This is a genomic window from Patescibacteria group bacterium (assembly GCA_041662965.1).
Classification (GTDB): Bacteria; Patescibacteriota; Patescibacteriia; order Patescibacteriales; family GWC2-42-12; genus JACPHD01.
Genome location: JBAZRI010000001.1, coordinates 147,461 through 166,927, shown reverse-complemented (window position 1 = coordinate 166,927; position 19,467 = coordinate 147,461). Strand labels below are relative to the sequence as shown.

Genomic DNA, 19,467 nt, shown 5'->3' with positions numbered 1-19,467 from the left:
GAGGAAAAAATAATATATCTATATATTACCCAGCCTATACAATATAGGGAAGGGAAATCATTATTATAACCAATCGCTGAGTAAGCTTTTTAACAACTGACTCAGATGCAACAATCTTTCTGATTCTTCTTTTTCAATCGCGTTTTGACCAAAAAATATTATTTTCAACTTCGGATCAAAATTTTCCAGATTAATTTGATGATCTCTGATAAAACTCAATAATTGATTAACATTATAATCATATTCATCTTCTGGACCGCTATAAAAGCACGGATCAATTTTATTAACAATTTTGACAACTTCCGTATAAAGTTTATTATATTGTTCTAAAGTACTTAAGTTCTTCATATAATTTATTTAATAATTTTTGTTAATAGTTGAACTACCTTAGGATAGAAATCAGATTTTCCATATATAGTAACAACCTTACCTGCTTGATTTAAGACTACAGCTGCTTTCTCTGTCAACCTATATATATTACCATTCCCTTGTCTAAAGGTAATTAACGGATTTTTTACAGTATCTATAATTTCGCTTGGGCTTACCCCTCTTGTAATCGCCTGATCCAGGCCATGATAAGGATTTGGTGCGCCTTCTCTGAAAAAACCAGTAATTTTGCCGGGGGTATTTCCAATGACTTCTCCAAACCCTTCCACTTTAGAACCTATTTGCATACCGCTTTGTTTAACAGTTCCTGCAACTACAGCACCAGTGCCAAAATTGTTATTTTGTTTGTCTGGAGCAATTGTTCCGTTTGTATAACTCTGGCCTTTGTCGAGATCTCCACCGGCAGGACTTGGTTTAAATAAATCATATGCATAACTTGCAACGGCAAATGGACCTGCTATTCTTGATAATCCTTTTCCGAGAGCTTCAAAAACAACACTAAAACCAGAGTCTCCATTAGGATCTCTGTATTTTAATGGGTTATTCGTAACGTAGCTATAACTATTTAATTCTTGAGGATTGCTTAACACTTCTTTAAATTCTTTCCCATATTTCTGTTTAAACTGCCTTGTATCTATCCCGATATCATTAACTAATTTGTCTTGAGAAACAAACCTTCCTATAGCAGGATTTTGATAACGGGCAATCATATAATTGAGTCCAGTTTCTGCGTCATATTCATGCCCCGTGAATTTACGTGCTTCATCAAAATCACTTTCTTTTTCATTAAGGCGTATTCCCCCAAACGGATAATAATCCAATAGCTGTACAACGTCGCCGTTTTCATCAGTAATTACATTTGACCCGCCAAGGTGATCGGTATGGATATAATATGTGCTGGTCGCAATTCCATTACCCTCTATGGTAGCGACTAATTGATTATTAGCGAAGATATTTATAGTACTAGTCCCCGTGCTTGAAATATTATAATACTTATTTATATAAGTAGTCGTCGCCACCCCGTCAAAGGCCCAAATTCGATTATCCTCGTGGTCATAACCATATCGCAGGGTAGAAGTGCCGTTAGTAGCCTCTATGAGCCTATTGCGGTAATCCCAGGTATAATCCCAGATTCCGTCGCTGGTTAAATTGCCATTATGGTCATAGGCGTTTGTCGCGCCGTCAATCGAGGTGGCGGCATGAGGATTGGCTTGGCTGGTGCCGGAATTGCCTTGATAGAGGTAATTCCCCACATCTAATTTATTTGTAATATTACCGATGGCGTTATATGAGTAGGTTTCCAGAAAATTGGTGGAAGAGGCCATGGTACTGGAAGCTCTAGTTAATCTGTATAAATCATCATAATTAAATTCAATAATTTTAGCCCCGTTATTATTGGAGTAGTCTTCAATTTTGGCAATATTGCCTATATCGTCATAAGTATAATTAAAATTTTGGATGTTGTTTGAGCCGGCCATAATAAACGAAGCCGTGCTCGTGCTCCAAGCGCCCTCGGTATCTTCGTCGTCCCAAAATTTGATGCGCCAATAATAAGCAGGGCCGCCCATTTCTAAAGGGGTGATGCTATTATAAGATATATCCGGAGACCTGCTGCCTTCGGTGGTAGTCGCCAGAGGAGATTTATCGCTGTCCCACATTAAACTGGTCCAGTCAGTGCTTGAAGCCGAAACCTGAAGCTGGTAGCTTACCGCGCTATCACCGGAATCAGAATCGGTATAGATGGCTGAAAATTCAGGAGTTAAATCTGTTACACCTGTCGGATTAGATTGGCCCTCTGCTAAAAGATCCGTAGGCGATAGCGGCGGATTACCGGATGCCGTAACAGTTACTGATAAATAAGGATCATTGGAACCTGCGTTACTGGTTAAAAATAAGGAATAACCATCTTCAGTATTATTAGCAACTGGAGCCACATCTCCAACGTCATAATATGATTCTCTGGCGGATAGAAAAGTAGTTCCCCTCATATTAATTCCGGCCTTTCCGGCAGTATTGAAATCCCAAGTAAAAAATCCATCGGGTGTTAACGAACCCCAAGATTTATCCGTTGACCACGCAGTAGTTCCGGCGTCATTGAATGAATCAGGATCAGCGGGGTCCGTATGGCTAGAATTATATATATTATATGCCATGTTGCCAGCGTTATCATTCCTTCGTTTACCGGTATAAGCCGTAAATGAAGCAGCGGTTACGGCATAGCCGGGACCAATCGCGGAAGTATCTATATTGGCAAAATATCTCTGCACCTGATAATTTCCGTCGCTGGACCAATGGCAAGTAACATATTGGTTATAAACAGTTCCTGAAGTGGCGTCGTGAGCCGTAGAAAAATTAGAACTTTGAGTATAAATTGACTTATCAGAAGAAGTATAATAATCAGTCGCGAAAGCTTCCTGGCCAAAAATCTTTCCTAACCAGCTGACTTTAGTTTGGCCTAAAAAGGCTTCAATTGTAGTAGTCGCCCCATGGACAATTTCATAAATTCCATCTTCGCCTTGATAAAAATGATCCCCCGAATAAAAAACTATAGTTTTAGTATTTTCTTTTTCTTCTACAATCTTCGCGTTCGTATATTGGCGGCCATTAAATAAAAAATTGCCTTCAAGTTTTTTGTCAGAAATATAATCGTAGCTCATAATCCGACCTTTATTCTCAATGGAGCCGTCTTCTTTAATTTCAATCCAATCTTCTTCTCTGCTTTCCAGAATATCGCTTTTATTATCTACTTTTAATTGATATGCCTCGGGTACGCCCGTTTTATCTATTTGATTGTTCTGATCTTCAAGAATATCAAGGAGGGAGTTAGAAGAGCCCCCTGAATTAGGGATATTTTCCGGAGTTGTCATAGATATTTTAAAGTCATAACTTTCAATCTCCATATAAAACGCCGGCTTATCGCTTTTACCCATGCTTGCCATAATAAATTCTTCCGGGCCGGCGGTTAATTTATTTATTAAGCGATATAAGTTATTTTCATCATATGTATAGGCGCTTGAAGTATAGTTCGCTAAGACTTCATAGGTTGTGTCACCTTGCGGATTATAATCAAAGTCGCTAACTATATCAGAAAATGCTTCGCCATTTTCTTTTTGGTCGACTGCTTCCATAAGGCCCGCGTTATTGTATGCATATCTGACTTGGGAGTTATCAGGGTAAGTAATCAGCGTTTGCTGTCCCCGCCTGTCATAATCGTATGCCGTTGAATAATCCACCGAATTTATATTACGAGTTTCTGTTTTAATTAAGCCGAGCGCATTATACGTGTAACTGCTAATCGCCTCGGAGGAAGTAATATGGCACAATCTTCCCACTCCTTCGGTGCAGTTATCGTAGCCATATTCAACCTCTGTTCCGGCTAATCCCAAATAATTTTCGGTTGATATCCTATTTATATCATCATAGGTGTAGTCTACAGTTTGATTTTTTCCATCAATCCTTTCAATTAAATTACCTGAATCGTCATAGGCCATAGTTACAGAAGAAAAATACGAGTCGCCAGGAGCATGCAGATCCTCGCTGTTCAATAACCTGCCTAAGTTATCGTAAGTAAAATTCCTTTCATTGCTTAAAGCGTCAGTGATTTTAGTCAAATTACCAAGTAAATTATACTCATACAGCGTTGAGTAAGTGCTCGTGCCGCTGTGCTCATCAACCTGAATTAAATTGTCATACGCGTCTTTATATAAATCTTTAGTATTATTAAGAGCATCAGTTATGGTAACTCGCCATTGGTCATATGCATAAGTGGTTGTGCTAATTACATTAGACGAAGTGGCCACCCTTCCTAATGGATCATAATAATTAGCCATATAGAGAGCGCTATTGCTCGTAACGCCAGAAGTTGAAGTCCCGGTGGAAAAATAAGGCAAGGTCTCAATTTCCAAGAGGCCCGCGTCATTGTAAGTAAAATCTTTTACGGAAAAATTTGAATCTTCAGCCTCTTTTCTCTCCTGCACAACCCTATCCAGACCATCAATATAAGTATATTTTTCTATACTTGTCGCGCCATCCAGATAGTCAACCTGTTTGACGCTACGAGGAGACAGCCAATGATAGTAAATATAATTTGTTTTTGTAGCCAAGGATGAGGGCGAGCCAATATCAGGCTGTCTCTCCTCGGTGATCCTATCCAAGCCATCATAGATAACTTCAAACACCCGATTATTAGGATCTACTGTCTTTTTAATTTTTCCGGCGGAATAATCATAATAATAATCAGCGGATTGAGATAATGGATTAGTGCTGGTTGCTTTATATAAATTATAAACATCATATGTATAATTAATCGCTTTGTCGCGCGGATCTTTCTCCTGGGTTACCAAACCGTAAGTATTGTATGTTTTTTCAATATCAATATAATCGTTTCCCGATTTCCATTTTTCTTCCTTGGTTAAATTACCGTAAGCAACATTTCCTGACGATAGGTTATCGTAATAGTATTTTGTTTCTTTTATTTTGCTGTCGCTTTGGTTATACGTTGTTTCTTGCGAAGGTAATCCGACGACATAAAGAGTGGTGCTTGCCGCATAAGAAATTATCGTCGACGCTTTATCGGCGCCAGCGTCCGTGAATGTGCCGTCATCACTGCCCGTTACCTCTCCCCAGAATACTTTTTCAGTAATATTGCCATACGCGTCATCATAATCATAGGTAGTCGCCTTATCTTTGTGGTCGGAATCACCATCGTAAATATAATCAACCGAACGAGTTAATTTTACAAAATCTCTTTCATTGCCCAAAGCGTATTTTTCCCATTTATTAATACTCTTTGAATAAAGCTTGCCGTCGTTGTTATAAACTTCGGTGCGATATACCCTGCCTATTTTTGATACATCATCGCTAAATTCTCCGGTAGTTGAAGCCGTATCGTTGCCCTGATGATAATAGATATTTGTAATATTATTGTTCCCGTCAATTTTAACAATTTTATTAAATCCGGCCAACTTATTGTCATACTCGCTATTATAATAATAATCTCCTCCCTGATATTCATAAGTAGTAGTCGCTATATTGCCTAAACCGTCATCCACGGCAATATTTTTCACTGTCTGCATAACTATTGGTAAATTTGGATTTAAAATATTGCCAAAAGAATCAAGATATCCGGGAGATCCTTTGTAATAAATTTTGGTTTCCGCCCCTTTACTATGATTTATTTGAGAAAGCAAATCCGCCTTATGATTATCAGAGATATAAACCTTTTTTGTTTGCCCGTTTCTACTATATAATATATCATCTAGGCCGTCGCCGTTTACGTCAGCCAAACGAGCTCCATTATCAAAGCGGCCGTAAGCGTTAACACCAATAAAATCCACAGGAATTATATAGCCGGCATCTAGAACCCAGCTGCCCGAAAGCACACCTTGATTAATATAAACAGCGTATGAGCCATCATAGCTTCTTAACATATCAATAAGACCGTCTCCATTAACATCGGCAAACCTAACGCCGTTGTCATATCCTATGTTTGATGCAAAGTCTAGAGCAAAACCGCCTATGCCCGCATAAAACCAACCGGTCCCATCACCTTTATTTATATAAACTTCCCTGGTACCGTTAATACTTCTTAAAATATCAACCAGCCCGTCGCCATTGGCATCAAGAAGCCTAACTCCCATATCTTCCCCCCTATAGCTGACAAACGATGTATGCGAACCTGGAATTTTATAGTTATTATTTTCGGTCCATCCCGTTCCGTCACCGTCGTTAATATAAACTTTTTTTGTCTGATTGTCTCTGGCAAAAATTATATCGGTTAAACCGTCGCCGTTTACGTCAACCAAGCGAACGCCGGCATCCTTATATCCGGAAAAAATAAAATCTTCAGGAATAGTATAATTACTGTCATAAATCCAGCCCGTATCGCTTCCGCTTTTAATGTAAACTTTATTCTCGGATTCCGTGCTTTGGAGTATGTCCGCTAAACCATCGCCGTTAACATCGGCTATACGAACGCCCAGGTCATTACTGTATTGGTTAGTAGAATAAACAGGCATATTATAATCTGTTACGGTCCAGCCTGTTCCATCACCGTCGTTTGTATAGACGTAAGGGTCAGTGATTACATCAATCAGCCCATCACCGTTAACCTCCGCAAAACGGGCGCCAACGTCTTTACCGTCGCTTTTTACAATATCCGTAGGTATGGTATAACCATCATCATGCGTCCAGCTTTTAGTTTTAGCCTGATAAGCAAATTCATCTTTCGGAAGCGTGATTGTGCTATTCTGTTCATTGATGCCCGATTCGGTAATTGAATCTAGTAAGGACTTTTTATCATTATCTCCGGTTATATAATCTAACTCATATTTTCTCGCCCACGCGCCATTAATATTCGCTTTTATTTCATAAATTCTATAGCCAGTCTGAACTTTAAATCCGGAATTATGTTGTTTGATAGCATCATCCCTTGATTCCCGTAAAAACTCAACTTCAAATATACCATCAGTTGTATTATTGCCTGTATAAATTATTTTATATGGATAAATTTGTCCATTGTCATTATAATATTCATATTTAATATAATTATTATTTCTGTCTCTTACTTCTTCCAGCATCCATTTAAATATATTAGTTGAGGTGGCGGAGTCAAATTGCTTTGTGCTGGTAGCATGGCCGAATTTATAAACAGTGCCGTCCTTAGTTGTGGCTGTCCATTTTTCAGCATTTATATATTCATATTTAATAAAATCTCCATTTTCCGATTTTGCTCCGTATTCACCTGACATAGTAAAATAATTATTGCCATCGCTCCATGCTCCTTCGTTATTTTCGTCGTCCCAAAATTTGATGCGCCAATAGTATGTCGCTCCGTTAAAAGGCAAGGGAGCAGAGCTAGCGTAAGAAATATCATTACATCTGCTTCCCTCGGTGGTAGTCGCCATAAAAGTTTTACCGCTATCCCACAACGTACTAGTCCAATCCGTGTTTGAAGCTGAAACCTGAAGTTGATAATTAACCGCGTTATCGCCGGAATCAAGATCATTGTAGATTGCTGAAAATTCAGGAGCATTATCAAATACGGCGGATGGATTAGCTAAATTTTCAACTAATAAATCAGAGGGAGTTGATGGCGCGAGAGGCATGGTATAAGTAATTTCATAATAAGGGTCATAATCCGTCCCCGTGTATTCGGAAGAGTGAAGATGAGTATAATAATATCCTGTTTGCGGTAAATTATTCATGTCATATGTCTTATCTCTTAACCCCAACATTGTATATCCGGTCTTGCTAATATTAGCTTCCGGGTCAGAAATACTCGCGGTATATTCCGTTTCGTTGGCATCGCTTGTAGAAACTTCAAAATTCCCTAAGTCCGCGCTTCCATATTGATCATAATCAGCGGCTGTTAATGAAATCGGGCTGGCCTGGCTAGTAGTAACAACGGCCAAACTGGTTGTGCCTGTGCCAGCGCCGCCTTCTTTATAAACATGCAAAGTAGCTTCGGAAATAGTGGTATCGTCAGGTAGAGAAGATGTGTCCGCGGGAATATTCGATCTTCCAATATAATACAAAGTAGCGTCTTTACTGACGGTTGGCGTAAGATAATTTTGTGTATAGCTTGCGTCATTGCCTGTCGTAGCGTTACGGCATGTATTCCAATCTGCGTTAGCCTGATTTGTCCTGCCGTCTCCGGATCCAGAGTAGATAGTGCTTGTAGCCGCAGTTGCTCCAACCCCGAATATCATCCCGATTAAATTATTTCCGGTTTGTTTTTTAAATGCTTCAACAGTAGTCGTGGCTGTTTCAGAATGATGCCATTCATTACCTACTTTAATAAAAGGGGTGCCTGAATAAAACTGTCCGACTATCTCTTCTTCGCTTCCTACCTTTTTCCCGGTTTTGTAAAAGCGGGCATTGCCGGTTCTTTTGGATAAATCTTCTTCAATAAATTTACCATCTCTTTCTATTTTCCCTTGGCTTACTTTTTTATCAGAGATATAATCATACACCATTATTTTACCTTTGTTCTCTAGCGTCCCGTCCTCTTTTTTAACTACCCAATCAATCTCCTTACTCTCTAAAATATCGCCTTTTTTATCCACTTTCAGTTGATATGCTTCCGGGATATCGGTTTTGTCTATTCGATTATTTATGTCTTCGAGGGTGTCAATTAGCAAATCAGAAAATGACTCCGGCTCAGTCTCAATAATATTTTCCGGAGTTGTCATGGAAATTTTAAAATCCCATACATAAAATGCTGGCGTGTCGCTTCTCCCCATACTCGCCATAATCATTCCTTCAACGGTAGAGCTTGCTCTTAATTCACCGCTCATTGAAGAATAAAAATATTCAGTAGAAAATAAATCCTCAGATCCCTTGCGGTTAATTCGTTCAATGTAAGGAATATTGATCGACCAACCATAGCCAAATGGACTGTCAAGATCTTCCGATTGATTGTTATATGATAAATTTAAATCCGGCTGTATTCCGTTTCTTCCGGGAGGAACTACAATCGGGTAGTTAAAAATAAAAGCGCCGGTAGCCGAATCCGTTTCAATATTTAACTTACCTTGATTAGTTTCTCTTTCATAGCCATACATAGGATCTCCATCTTCGGCAGACGACAGCCATGGCCAAGAAAAAATAAATAAAAAAACCAGCATAAAAAATACTGGGCTGGCAACAAATTTATTGCTTTTAGGCATAATTTTATTGGCATAATAGCAACTTTCAATTGCTATTTTACTCTTTTTATTTATTACATATTATTGTACAAAATTGGGATGAAATTTTTATAAATATTCTACTTCTTTAATTTAACGCAGGCTCTGATAAACTCCACAAACAGCGGATGCGGGTCCAGCGGCCGGGATTTAAACTCCGGGTGAAATTGAGTGCCGAGCATCCAGGGATGATCGGCTACTTCAACGATTTCCACCAAATCATTTTTTTTATTAACTCCGGCTATTTTCAGCCCGGCCTCCTTTAATTTTTCCCTATATTCATTATTGAATTCATAACGATGTCTATGTCTTTCCGATATATTTAGAGTTTTATACGCTTTATAGCTTAAGGAATTTTTAATTAGCTCCGCCGCATAAGCGCCTAATCGCATAGTGCCGCCGTACTGCTTATTTTTAATCAGGTCTTTCTGCTCATCCATGGTGCAAATAACCGGATTTTTCGTTTTAGAATCAAGTTCAGTGGAATTAGCGTCTTTCAAGCCTAAAACGTACCGGGCGAACGAGATCGTCAGTATTTGCATGCCTAAACACAATCCAAAGTAAGAAATTTTGCGTTTCCGCGCGTATTCGGCCGCTAGGATCATGCCCTCGGTGCCGCGCCGGCCGAAACCGCCAGGCACGATAATACCGTCCAGTTTGTCGAGTTCTTTCAGATTTTTTTTATCTTTTTCATATTTTTCCGCATCAAGCCATAAAATTTCCGGCCGGCGGTTCTCTGCCCAGGCCGCATGATTAATTGATTCTATCACGGAAATATAAGTATCGCGGCAGGATTTAAAATTAAAATATTTGCCGACAATGCCGATGGTAACCGTTCGTGATATTTTTCTAATTTTCTTTGAAAGGCCGGTCCATGCCCGCAAATCCTTTTTTCGCGCCTTAAGACCCATGGATTTCAATACTATTTCACCGAAATTCTCTTTCTCGAAATTAACCGGCACGTCGTAAATAGAATAAATATCAGGAGCGGAAATAATCCTTTCTTCAGGCAAAGAGCAGACTATGCTAATCGTGCGCTTAATACCTGGGTCCACCGGCCGATCGGCCCGGCAGAGGATGAAATCAGGCGCGATCCCGGAAGAATTAAGCGTCCGGATCGCGAATTGAGTCGGTTTTGATTTCTGCTCGCCTAAAAGTTTCGGAGTGGGCAGATAACTCACCATGATAAAAAATACTCCCTGCGGATCTCTAGCTTTCATCATCCGGGCGGCTTCCAGAAATAATAGCAGCTGGTATTCCCCGACCGTGCCGCCGAATTCAATTACTGTTATTTCCGCGTTATTCTTGGCCTGGCAAAGTTTTATCCGCCGGATAATCTCATTCGGTATATCGGGAACGACCTCGACGTCCTCGCCTCCGTATTCAAGATTCCGCTCGCGCCTGATCACTTCCTGATACACCTGGCCGGTGGTAATATAATTATCCCTAAGACAGTCATTGCCGGTGAACCGTTCGTAATTTCCAAGATCCTGATCCGCTTCAACTCCGTCCTCGCCTACAAAAACCTCGCCGTGTTCCGCCGGCCGGATTGTGCCGGCATCGACATTAACGTACATATCACACTTGATATTAGCCACCCGGTAGCCCCGCGACTGCAGGATATTCCCTACCGAAGCCGCCGCCACGCCCTTGCCCACGGAAGACATAACGCCGCCGACGATGAAAATATATTTTGCTATTTTACCTTTCTTTTTATTGGCCATATGAATTATGTTTTGTTTGGGATAAATTTGTAAAATTTTCGTGCGAGGACTGCCTGCCTGCCGGCAGGCAGGTTTGAGCCCGAGTAATCTCGGACAAGTTCTCTGCCTGCCGGCAGGCAGGCGCAGTAGAAAATTTTATAAATTTATCCCAAACATCATGCAATTTACAATAATAATTATTTACTTCTTATTTAATATTTCCGCCGCTTTAGCCATCTGCGGATCTATATCTTTATTAAAATCTTCCACGGTAAGGTCAACTTCAACGTCGGGCGCTATGCCTTCATGATTAATATTATAACCTTTGGGCGTCAGCCATTTAGCCACGGTAATTTTCACCGACGAACCGTCTTTCATATCCTCTAAAGTCTGCACCGAACCTTTGCCGAAAGTCTTCATGCCCACGACAGTCGCTTTGTCATTGTCTTTTAAAGCTCCGGCAACGATTTCCGAGGCCGAAGCGCTGCCCTGGTTAACCAGCACTACGGTTGGAAAATCTTTCAGCCTGGCCCGGCCGCGGTGCAAATATTCATTCTTTTTTTCCGGGCTGAATTGCTCGGTTACCACCGCGCCTTGGTCAACCCATTCGCTGGCCACGTCAATCGCCGTTTCCAAATATCCGCCCGGATTATTCCTTAAGTCAAGAATAAGGCCTTTAGGATTCTTTTCCACCGCTTCCGCGGCCGCTTTTTTAAACAGCTCGCTGGTGTCATCATTAAAATTAGTTATGGTAATAACAAATATTTTATCATCGCCCATTTTTGTCCTAACGCTTTTAACCACGATCGGCTGCCTGATTATTTTAAAATCTTTGGTTTTTTCAAAACTCTCCCTAAAAATCGTCAAAGTGACTTCCGTGCCTTTCGGCCCGCGGATCTTATTAACCGCTTCATCAATCTCCAAGCCGGCCGTTGATTCGCCGTTAATGGCGTAAATCTTATCGCCGGACTGCAGGCCGGCTTTTTCCGCCGGCATATCGGCCAAAGGCGCGACAATGGTTATAATATTATCCTTCTTCCCTATTTCCGCGCCGATGCCTTCAAACGTCCCGGCCAAATCATCGGAAAATTCCTTGGCTACTTTAGGCTCCATAAAAACGGTGTAAGGATCGCCGATTGACTCAACCAAGCCCCTAAGCGCGCCGTAAAACATCGCTTTATCATCCAGCTTGTCTTTATCAACATATTTGTCTTTAAGCTGGTCCCAGACGTCCCAGAATAAATTAAAATCAACATCAGCCGTCAATTTATTGGCCGGCGCGGTAATGTATTTATTATAAAGCTTGCCGGCGTAAACCGCCTCTTTTACGCTCGCCCGTTTAATAAATTCATTTTTTTGGGCTAACATCATGCCGGCGCCGAAAGCCGACCCCAGCAAAATCAGGCCGAATAAAATAACGCCGGCGATTTTCCAGCGCTTGCGCCTCTTAATCTCCGGCGCGGCTACGGGTGAATTAATATTATCCATAAACAATAATCATTTAATCATTACTCTTACATATTATCACAACTCGGCTTGTTTTGCCAAATTAGGCGCGGGCATTGAAAAATAAGCGGATTTAGGCTATGATAATAATAAATAATATGGATTATATTAATAGCTTGCGCTAAATTTATTTAATTTTCGAGCGAGGACTGTTTGAGGCCGAGTAATCTCGGCCGAGTTCCCTGCCTACCGGCAGGCAGGCGCAGTAGAAAATTTAATAAATTTAGCGCAAGCTTTCATAGATAATAATAAGTATAATCTATATATCAATTTTTATGTCCAATTTCATAATCAACGGCGGTAAAAAACTTAGAGGAACGATAAAAACCAACTCGGCCAAAAATTCGGCCGTAGCCATTCTTTGCGCCCTGCCCATGATTAAGGGAAAAACGGTTTTAACCGATATGCCGCGCATTGAAGAAGTAAACCGGATAATTGAAATCTTGACTTCTATCGGCCTGAAAATAAGCTGGATCGGACCGCATACTTTACAAGCCGTCAACGACGGTAAAATCAGCCTTAACAAAATAAATAAAGAGTCGTACGAAAAAACCAGATCGGCCATATTGCTGATCGGCTCTTTGTCTTCCATTTTTAACAAATTTTCCCTGCCGAAAATCAGCGGCTGTAAACTAGGCAAGCGCACGGTCAGCCCGCATATCATCGCCTTAAACCATTTAGGCATTGCGGTGAAAAAAACCAATAACTTATTCCATATCAGCCGCGGCCGAGCCAAAGGTTCAAGCTTCACCATGTATGAATCAGGCGACACGGCCACCGAAAACGCCATCTTAGCCGCGGTTACGCTCCCCGGCAAAACAAAAATAAATCTGGCTTCATCAAATTACATGGTTCAGGATTTATGCTATTTTCTAGCCCGAGCCGGCGCGAAAATAACAGGCATCGGCACCACCAAACTGGAAATTACCGGCGTAAAAAAACTTAAGCCCGTTAAGTATCCGATCATGCCCGACCCGATAGAATCCATGGCTTTTATCGCCATCGCCATCACCACGGCCTCACGATTTAAAATCACGGCCTGCCCCATGGAATTTTTAAGCTTGGAATTGGAAAAATTAAGAGTCATGGGGCAAAAAATAAAAATCAGCAAAACCTATAAATCGGTTAACGGCCGATTTGATCTGGCCGATCTGGAAATAATCCCCGCGAAGTTAAGCGCTCTGCCGGATAAAATTTACGGGCGCCCTTTCCCCGGCTTGAATATTGATAATTTACCCTTGTTTTTACCCATCTTAACCCAAACTTACGGGCAGACTTTAGTCCACGACTGGGTTTATGAAAATCGGGCGGTTTATTATCTTGAACTCAATAAGCTCGGCGCCAACGTCATACTCCACGACGCTCATCGGGTAACCGTCACCGGGCCGACTAAATTAAAGCCGGCCGAAATTATCTGCCCTCCGGCTTTGCGCCCGGCCATAAATCTTTTAATCTGCATGCTCGGCGCCAAAGGCAAGTCCGTCCTCTATAATTCTTATTCAATCGACCGCGGCTATGAAAATATCTGCGAACGGCTGAATAAGCTTGGCGCGGACATTAAAAGAGTAAATTAAATAAATTTTAAATGACTTTAAACACCAGGCGGATCTTAAGCATAATTTTCATATCAATTTTCATTATCGCGACTCCGGCCATCATGCTTTACGCGGCCGGCTACCGGCTGAATAAAAACGGCTTTTCCGTCCAAAGAACCGGCATGTTTATCATTGACTCCAAGCCCAAGGGGGCGAAAATATTCATAGACGGAAAGCCCCAGGAAACTTTTGCCAGCTCAATATTCAATAAAAATGATTTTATCGCCACGCCGGCTAAAATAAAGAATTTACTGCCCGGAGAATATAATTTAAGGCTTGAGCTAGACGGCTACTGGAGCTGGCAAAAAAAATTAACCGTTAACCCCGGGGCTTCAACTTTCGCCGAAAACATTTATTTATTTAAAGATAATCTGCCGGTGCAAATTGCCTCGGCCGATAGCGGATCAATTAACTTAGCGCCTGATAAAAATCAAGCGGTTATTTTATCCGCCGATTTAATAACCTTTTTAAATCTATCTGACGAATCGGAAAAATCAACTAAACGAAACGGCTTGCCCGGAAAAAATATTTTTTGGTCCGAAGACCAAAATAAAATAATAATTGATAATTATCTCTATAATTTAGCTAATACTAGCGACGCCATAAACTTAAAGAAACTAACGCCGAATTCCTTTAATTATAAATGGAGCGGTAATATCCTGTACTATCAAGATAAAAATTCAATTTACCGGCTGGATTCATCCAATTCGCCGAAAAAAATCATTAGTGATAAAATTTTTAATGATTACTTAGTAAAAAATAATTATCTATATTTGATTATTAAATCCGGCCAAGCGATTAATCTTGAAGTTATAAATACCGCGACCGGCCAAAATCTAAAAAATATAAACTTGCCGGCCGCTCCAAATTACTCTTTTATTGATGAAAAACAAAATTTGCTTAATATTTACGATAACGACCATAAAATTCTTTATTTAATTGACCCTTTTTCCGCCTACCAGCCATTAGTGGAAATTATCAATAATATAAAAACAACCTTTTGGATAAACTCCAGCAACCTGCTCTACGCCAATGATTTTGAAATTTGGCTTTACAATTTGGAAACAAAAAATAAAATTTTGATAACCAGAATTTCCGATACCATTAATAACGCTATCTTGCACCCAAGCAAAGACTATATTATTTATTCAACCGAGCGAACAATCAACGCCATTGAACTGGATGAAAGAGAAAAAAGAAACAGTACTGAATTAATAAAATTCGATGCTATTAATTCATTTTTATTAACTAATGACGTTATTTACTTTTCAGAAAAAATTGGCAACTCGGAAGGGTTATACAAATTTTTAATACAATAATAAACAAAAAAAACACCCCGCATTTGCGGGGTGTTTTTTAATATTTTAATTTTATTTTAACTGCCAACTCCATTTATCCAGTTCGTCTCTCTCGGTTTTAGAAATAAGATAAATATTATCGCTGTCGCCTCTTTTAGTATAATACAAAGCGTTGCTGGCTCCGCCAATCATTAAAACATTTTTTATCCCATCGCCCGACGCTTCTACAATTATAGAATGCTTATCCAAGCCGGTATCGTTAAAAACTTGAGCCGGAATTTCTACGGCCTTTAAATTTGACATAATATCTAAAACCGGTTGAATTTTTTCCTGATTGACGGAAAATTTATTAGGCAATATACCGTTCCATTTTCCATCTTTTAATTCTACCGTAAATTCCCTATTCGGATATTGAAATCTTATTTTATTAATTTTTTCCGTTGGCGTTGAAAAAATAGTAGAATCGCGCCAATCAACCGGATTAAAAGCGCCGGGCAAATCGGCTTTAACCGCGTAAGTAACGGCCGACCCGGGCAAAGAAATATAAGAGCTTACGTAATCGCTTGACCTAGCGCCAACAATAAAATCGGCGGACTGCTTATCGGCCTGATAAATTTTTATTTCCAAGCCCGAAGCGTCGGTTTTAAATTCGCTTTTTCTATCTTGATTGTTGCTAACCAGCTCAACTTCAGAATCGGCGGCCGTTTTTAATTCATCGAAAACCTTAGCCATAACCGGGACATCAACATAAAAATCTTTGCTATTATCATATTTCCATTTTTGGCCTTGCTTAGCCAGAGTTAAAATTTTACCCTGATCTATAATTTCTATTTTATCAATTAAGCCAACATTTATTTTAGCTAAAATATTCTTCGGCTTGCCTAAATTATTCTGCCATTTTTTTAAAGGGCCCTGATAGGCGTAAGCCAGGGCGATTAACGCTAGCAGCACAACACCTAAAATTAAAGTCTTTTTATTCATAAAAAAATATTAATAATTTTTATATTTGATCTTCAAACCTGGCTTTTCTTCTTAAAAAATATCTAACCATACCGAAAAGCACGACGATAATCGTTAAGCCGAAAATATTGGCATACCTAACCGCCGTTTTAACCGCTTCGCTTATTTCTTTAAGCGGACGCTCGGCTACGCCTTTTGAGCGGATAGAAATCAAGTCGCCGCCCAAGCTTAAGCCATCAATAACATTTTGAAAAAATACCAAATTGTCCGGATAATTTTGCAAAAAATTATCCCTGATAAAATCACTATCGCCCATTAAAATTAAACGGCCGGCCTTAGAGCTCGCGTTATTAAACGGGCTCTTAAAGTCGCCGGTTAAAGCCACGGCCAAATTGAATTTCCCTCTGACTCCATCATTAATTTGCGCCTGGGGATCTAGTTTAAAATTATCAGCCACGGCCATGGCCTGATTAGAAGTCTGGGCTAAATAAGAAACCGCTATATCCTTAATTTTATCAGGCACAACGTCAATCGTGGACGCCCAAGGTAAAACCAAGCCTTCTAGCCTTGAGACGGCCGGATTGTTCTGGTCAAACCCCGGCTTTATAACCTTAGGCCAGTAAGGGTAATTAACAGTAAAAGTAACAAAGCCTTGGCTGAATGACGCCATGCCGTTATTTATATCCAGCGCTAAATTTTCATTCAGCTTAAGGCCGTAAGACTCTAAAATTTTGTTTAAACCGATATCGTTTTTATTGGCTACTAGCCCTTGCCCTACCTTAACTCCGTCGGCCATAATAACCAGCGAACCGCCGCGCAGCAAAAAAGCGTCAATCGCCTTAAGCTCATCATCGTTAAATTTTTCTTTAGGGCCGATAATTATTAAAGTGTCCAAATCGCCGGAGATTTTTTTATCCGCGGCATAATTAATCGCGCTGACATTATAAATTTCTCCCAGCTTTTTATAAGCCGCGCTGACTTCTTTTTCAACATCGGCGGCGCCATTGCTCTGCCAAAAACCGATATTAGCGACCTTGGCGCTGGTTAGCTTTTTAACGGCCGAGGTAATTTGATATTCCAAATCTTTAGTGTCCTCAACCACCGGAATGGCCTGGGATTTTTCCCCATATTTAATCAACATGCCCAAATAACCGTTGATAACTTGATATTTGTCTTTTTCCAAAGCATTAAATTGCAATTTTGGTATGCCGGCCAGATATAATTCTTGCTCGGTTGCCTGGTCGTCCAGAGGGTTAATAAACTCCACTTTAATCTTGCCGCCGGAATAATTAACATATTCGTCTAGAATATCGCCAACTTCTTGGCGCAAATTTAAAAATTGCGACGGTAAGTCGGCGGAAAAATAAACCTTGATATTAATAATGTCTTTGGCGCCGGCCGCGGCGGCTTTACTGGCTTTAGAAAGCGAATAATCCTTATTTTGCGTTAAATCAAAGCGATAGAAAATATTATATGAAAAAAAATTCAGCACGATTAAAATGCCGATTACTATAACGACAGTTAAGCTTAAGTTAGTTCTTTTAAAAAAATTATTTAAATTCATAATAAACATTTATATTAATTGATTGGGATAAATTTTGTAAAATTTAGCCCAATCCTCATGCGATATATACAATACTTATTTCCACGCCCTGTTCTCTATCACTCTAACGTTTAACCATAAAAACAAAAATATAAAAGAAACATAATATATGACATCTTTAGTATCAATCACGCCTCTGGCGATATTATTAAAATGGCTGCCCAGACCGATAAACTTCATAACCGGAGCGAAAGCTTGAGGCGCGCCGGCTAAAACAAAATCCGCGCCGACGATAAAAGCGGCGAAACAAGCCGTTAAGCCGATAATAAAAGCGATAATCTGGTTTTTTGTCAGGCTGGAAATAAATAAGCCCAAAGCCAAATATGAGCCGCCTAAAAACAAGGCGCCTAGATAACCGCCGATAACCGGCCCTAAATCCAAGTTGCCTAAAAAAACAATGCTTAACGGTATGGTTAAAGAAAGCGATAAGCTAACGGATAAAAAAGTTAAGGCGCTGAAAAATTTAGCTAGAACTACCTGCCAGTCGGTTACCGGCAGAGTCAGGAGCAGCTCAATCGTGCCGCTTTTCTTTTCTTCGGCCCAAAGGCGCATGGTAATGGCCGGCGACAAAAATAAAAAAATCCAAGGCAGAAGCGCGAAATAATTTCTCATTGAAGCTTGAGCCGCCAAGAAAAAAACATTAAAAAACAGCCAGTTGCCGGCCACTAAAAAAACGCCGATAAAAACATAAGCGATCGGCGAATTAAAATATGACATTAATTCTTTTTTAAAAAGAGTGTAGATAGTTTTTAAATACAGTGATTTTTGCATAACGCGAATGATTTTATTTAGTCAGCTCCCTGAAGGCATTCTCCAGACTGGCGCTTTTTTTAGAAAATTCCAAAATACTCCAATTATTTTTCATGACCGTTAAAGACAAATATTCGCGCAAATCCACGCCGGCCGCCGGCTCAATTTCATAGCCGTAAATATCCTCGGCTTCTTTATCTTTAACTTTGACATTGACGACATTTTCCATTTCTTTAAGCTTCTTCTCCACCTCGCCCTTTAAGCCTCTGATTTTCACGTAAATTATTTCCGCGCCGCCGGACTTTTTCATAAGCTCCGCCGGGCTGCCTTGCCCGACAATCTTGCCGTTATTAATAATAATCACCCGGTCGCAAGTAGCGCTTACTTCGCTTAAAATATGCGTGGAAAATATGACGGTTTTTTCCCGGCCGATGGTTTTAATCAAATCGCGTATTTCCACTATTTGGTTCGGGTCTAAACCCGTTGTCGGCTCATCCAATATTAAAATATCCGGCCGGTGCATTATGGCCTGGGCCAAGCCGACCCGCTGGCGAAAGCCCTTGGAAAGCTCCTCAATCGGCGCTCGCAGGACTTTGCTTAAGCCGCAAATCGCCACGACTTCCTTCACTCTGCCCTTAATCTCGTCTTCGCCGAGCCCGCGAATTTCCGCGATAAATTTCAGATATTCAAAAACTCTCATATCTTCGTAAAGCGGCACGGTTTCCGGCAGATAGCCGATTTTTTTTCTGGCAGACAGCGAATCCTTGGCCATATCCAAGCCGTCAATCAGCACTTGGCCGGAAGTCGGCGCCCAAAAAGAAGTAATAATCTTCATGGTAGTGCTTTTACCGGCTCCGTTCGGGCCTAAAAAACCTAAAATTTCTCCTTTAGCGACTGAAAAATTAATATCATCCAAAACTGAATTCTGGCCGAATTTTTTCGTTAAATTCTTTATTTCTATCATAAAAAAATCGCAAA

The 19,467-nt window shown here is 40.3% G+C and carries 10 protein-coding genes; 2 read left to right on the top strand and 8 right to left on the bottom strand.

The annotated features are described in order from the left end of the window. Positions 1-63 precede the first annotated feature (63 nt). The 4 genes from WC639_00605 to WC639_00590 all read right to left on the bottom strand — a co-directional run bounded on the left by WC639_00605 (position 64) and on the right by WC639_00590 (position 12,265). Complete coding sequence (locus WC639_00605; protein ID MFA6306295.1) at positions 64-348, bottom strand: hypothetical protein; 285 nt, start codon at positions 346-348, stop codon at positions 64-66. Between the two features lie 5 nt (positions 349-353). Beyond that, positions 354-9,056 carry an FG-GAP-like repeat-containing protein gene (locus WC639_00600; GenBank protein ID MFA6306294.1) on the bottom strand — a complete coding sequence of 2,901 codons (8,703 nt, stop codon included), beginning with the start codon at positions 9,054-9,056 and terminating at the stop codon, positions 354-356. A 98-nt stretch (positions 9,057-9,154) separates the two neighbouring features. After that, a complete protein-coding gene (locus WC639_00595) occupies positions 9,155-10,798 on the bottom strand; it encodes a CTP synthase (protein ID MFA6306293.1) in 1,644 nt (547 codons plus the stop codon). 180 nt (positions 10,799-10,978) lie between these two features. After that, positions 10,979-12,265: a S41 family peptidase gene (locus WC639_00590; GenBank protein ID MFA6306292.1), complete on the bottom strand. Its 1,287-nt coding sequence runs from the start codon at positions 12,263-12,265 to the stop codon at positions 10,979-10,981. Between the two features lie 293 nt (positions 12,266-12,558). Between WC639_00590 and WC639_00585 the strand changes: the two genes are divergently transcribed. Next, complete coding sequence (locus WC639_00585) at positions 12,559-13,857, top strand: UDP-N-acetylglucosamine 1-carboxyvinyltransferase (GenBank protein ID MFA6306291.1); 1,299 nt, start codon at positions 12,559-12,561, stop codon at positions 13,855-13,857. 11 nt (positions 13,858-13,868) lie between these two features. Continuing rightward, positions 13,869-15,197, top strand: a complete 1,329-nt coding sequence (locus WC639_00580) for a PEGA domain-containing protein (GenBank protein MFA6306290.1) — start codon at positions 13,869-13,871, stop codon at positions 15,195-15,197. A 51-nt stretch (positions 15,198-15,248) separates the two neighbouring features. On the opposite strand, the gene WC639_00575 is transcribed toward WC639_00580, so the two are convergent. The 4 genes from WC639_00575 to WC639_00560 form a co-directional block, all read right to left on the bottom strand. Next, positions 15,249-16,157 carry a DUF4340 domain-containing protein gene (locus tag WC639_00575; protein MFA6306289.1) on the bottom strand — a complete coding sequence of 303 codons (909 nt, stop codon included), beginning with the start codon at positions 16,155-16,157 and terminating at the stop codon, positions 15,249-15,251. 19 nt (positions 16,158-16,176) lie between these two features. Continuing rightward, entirely contained in the window at positions 16,177-17,700 is a 1,524-nt protein-coding gene (locus WC639_00570; protein ID MFA6306288.1) for a GldG family protein, read from the bottom strand. A 75-nt stretch (positions 17,701-17,775) separates the two neighbouring features. Next, on the bottom strand, positions 17,776-18,510 hold the full coding sequence (locus WC639_00565) for an ABC transporter permease subunit (GenBank protein MFA6306287.1): 735 nt from the start codon (positions 18,508-18,510) through the stop codon (positions 17,776-17,778). Positions 18,511-18,523: 13 nt separating this feature from the next. Next, positions 18,524-19,453 (bottom strand): ATP-binding cassette domain-containing protein, encoded by a 930-nt coding sequence (locus WC639_00560; protein MFA6306286.1) that lies wholly within the window; start codon positions 19,451-19,453, stop codon positions 18,524-18,526. Between the last annotated feature and the right edge of the window lie 14 nt (positions 19,454-19,467).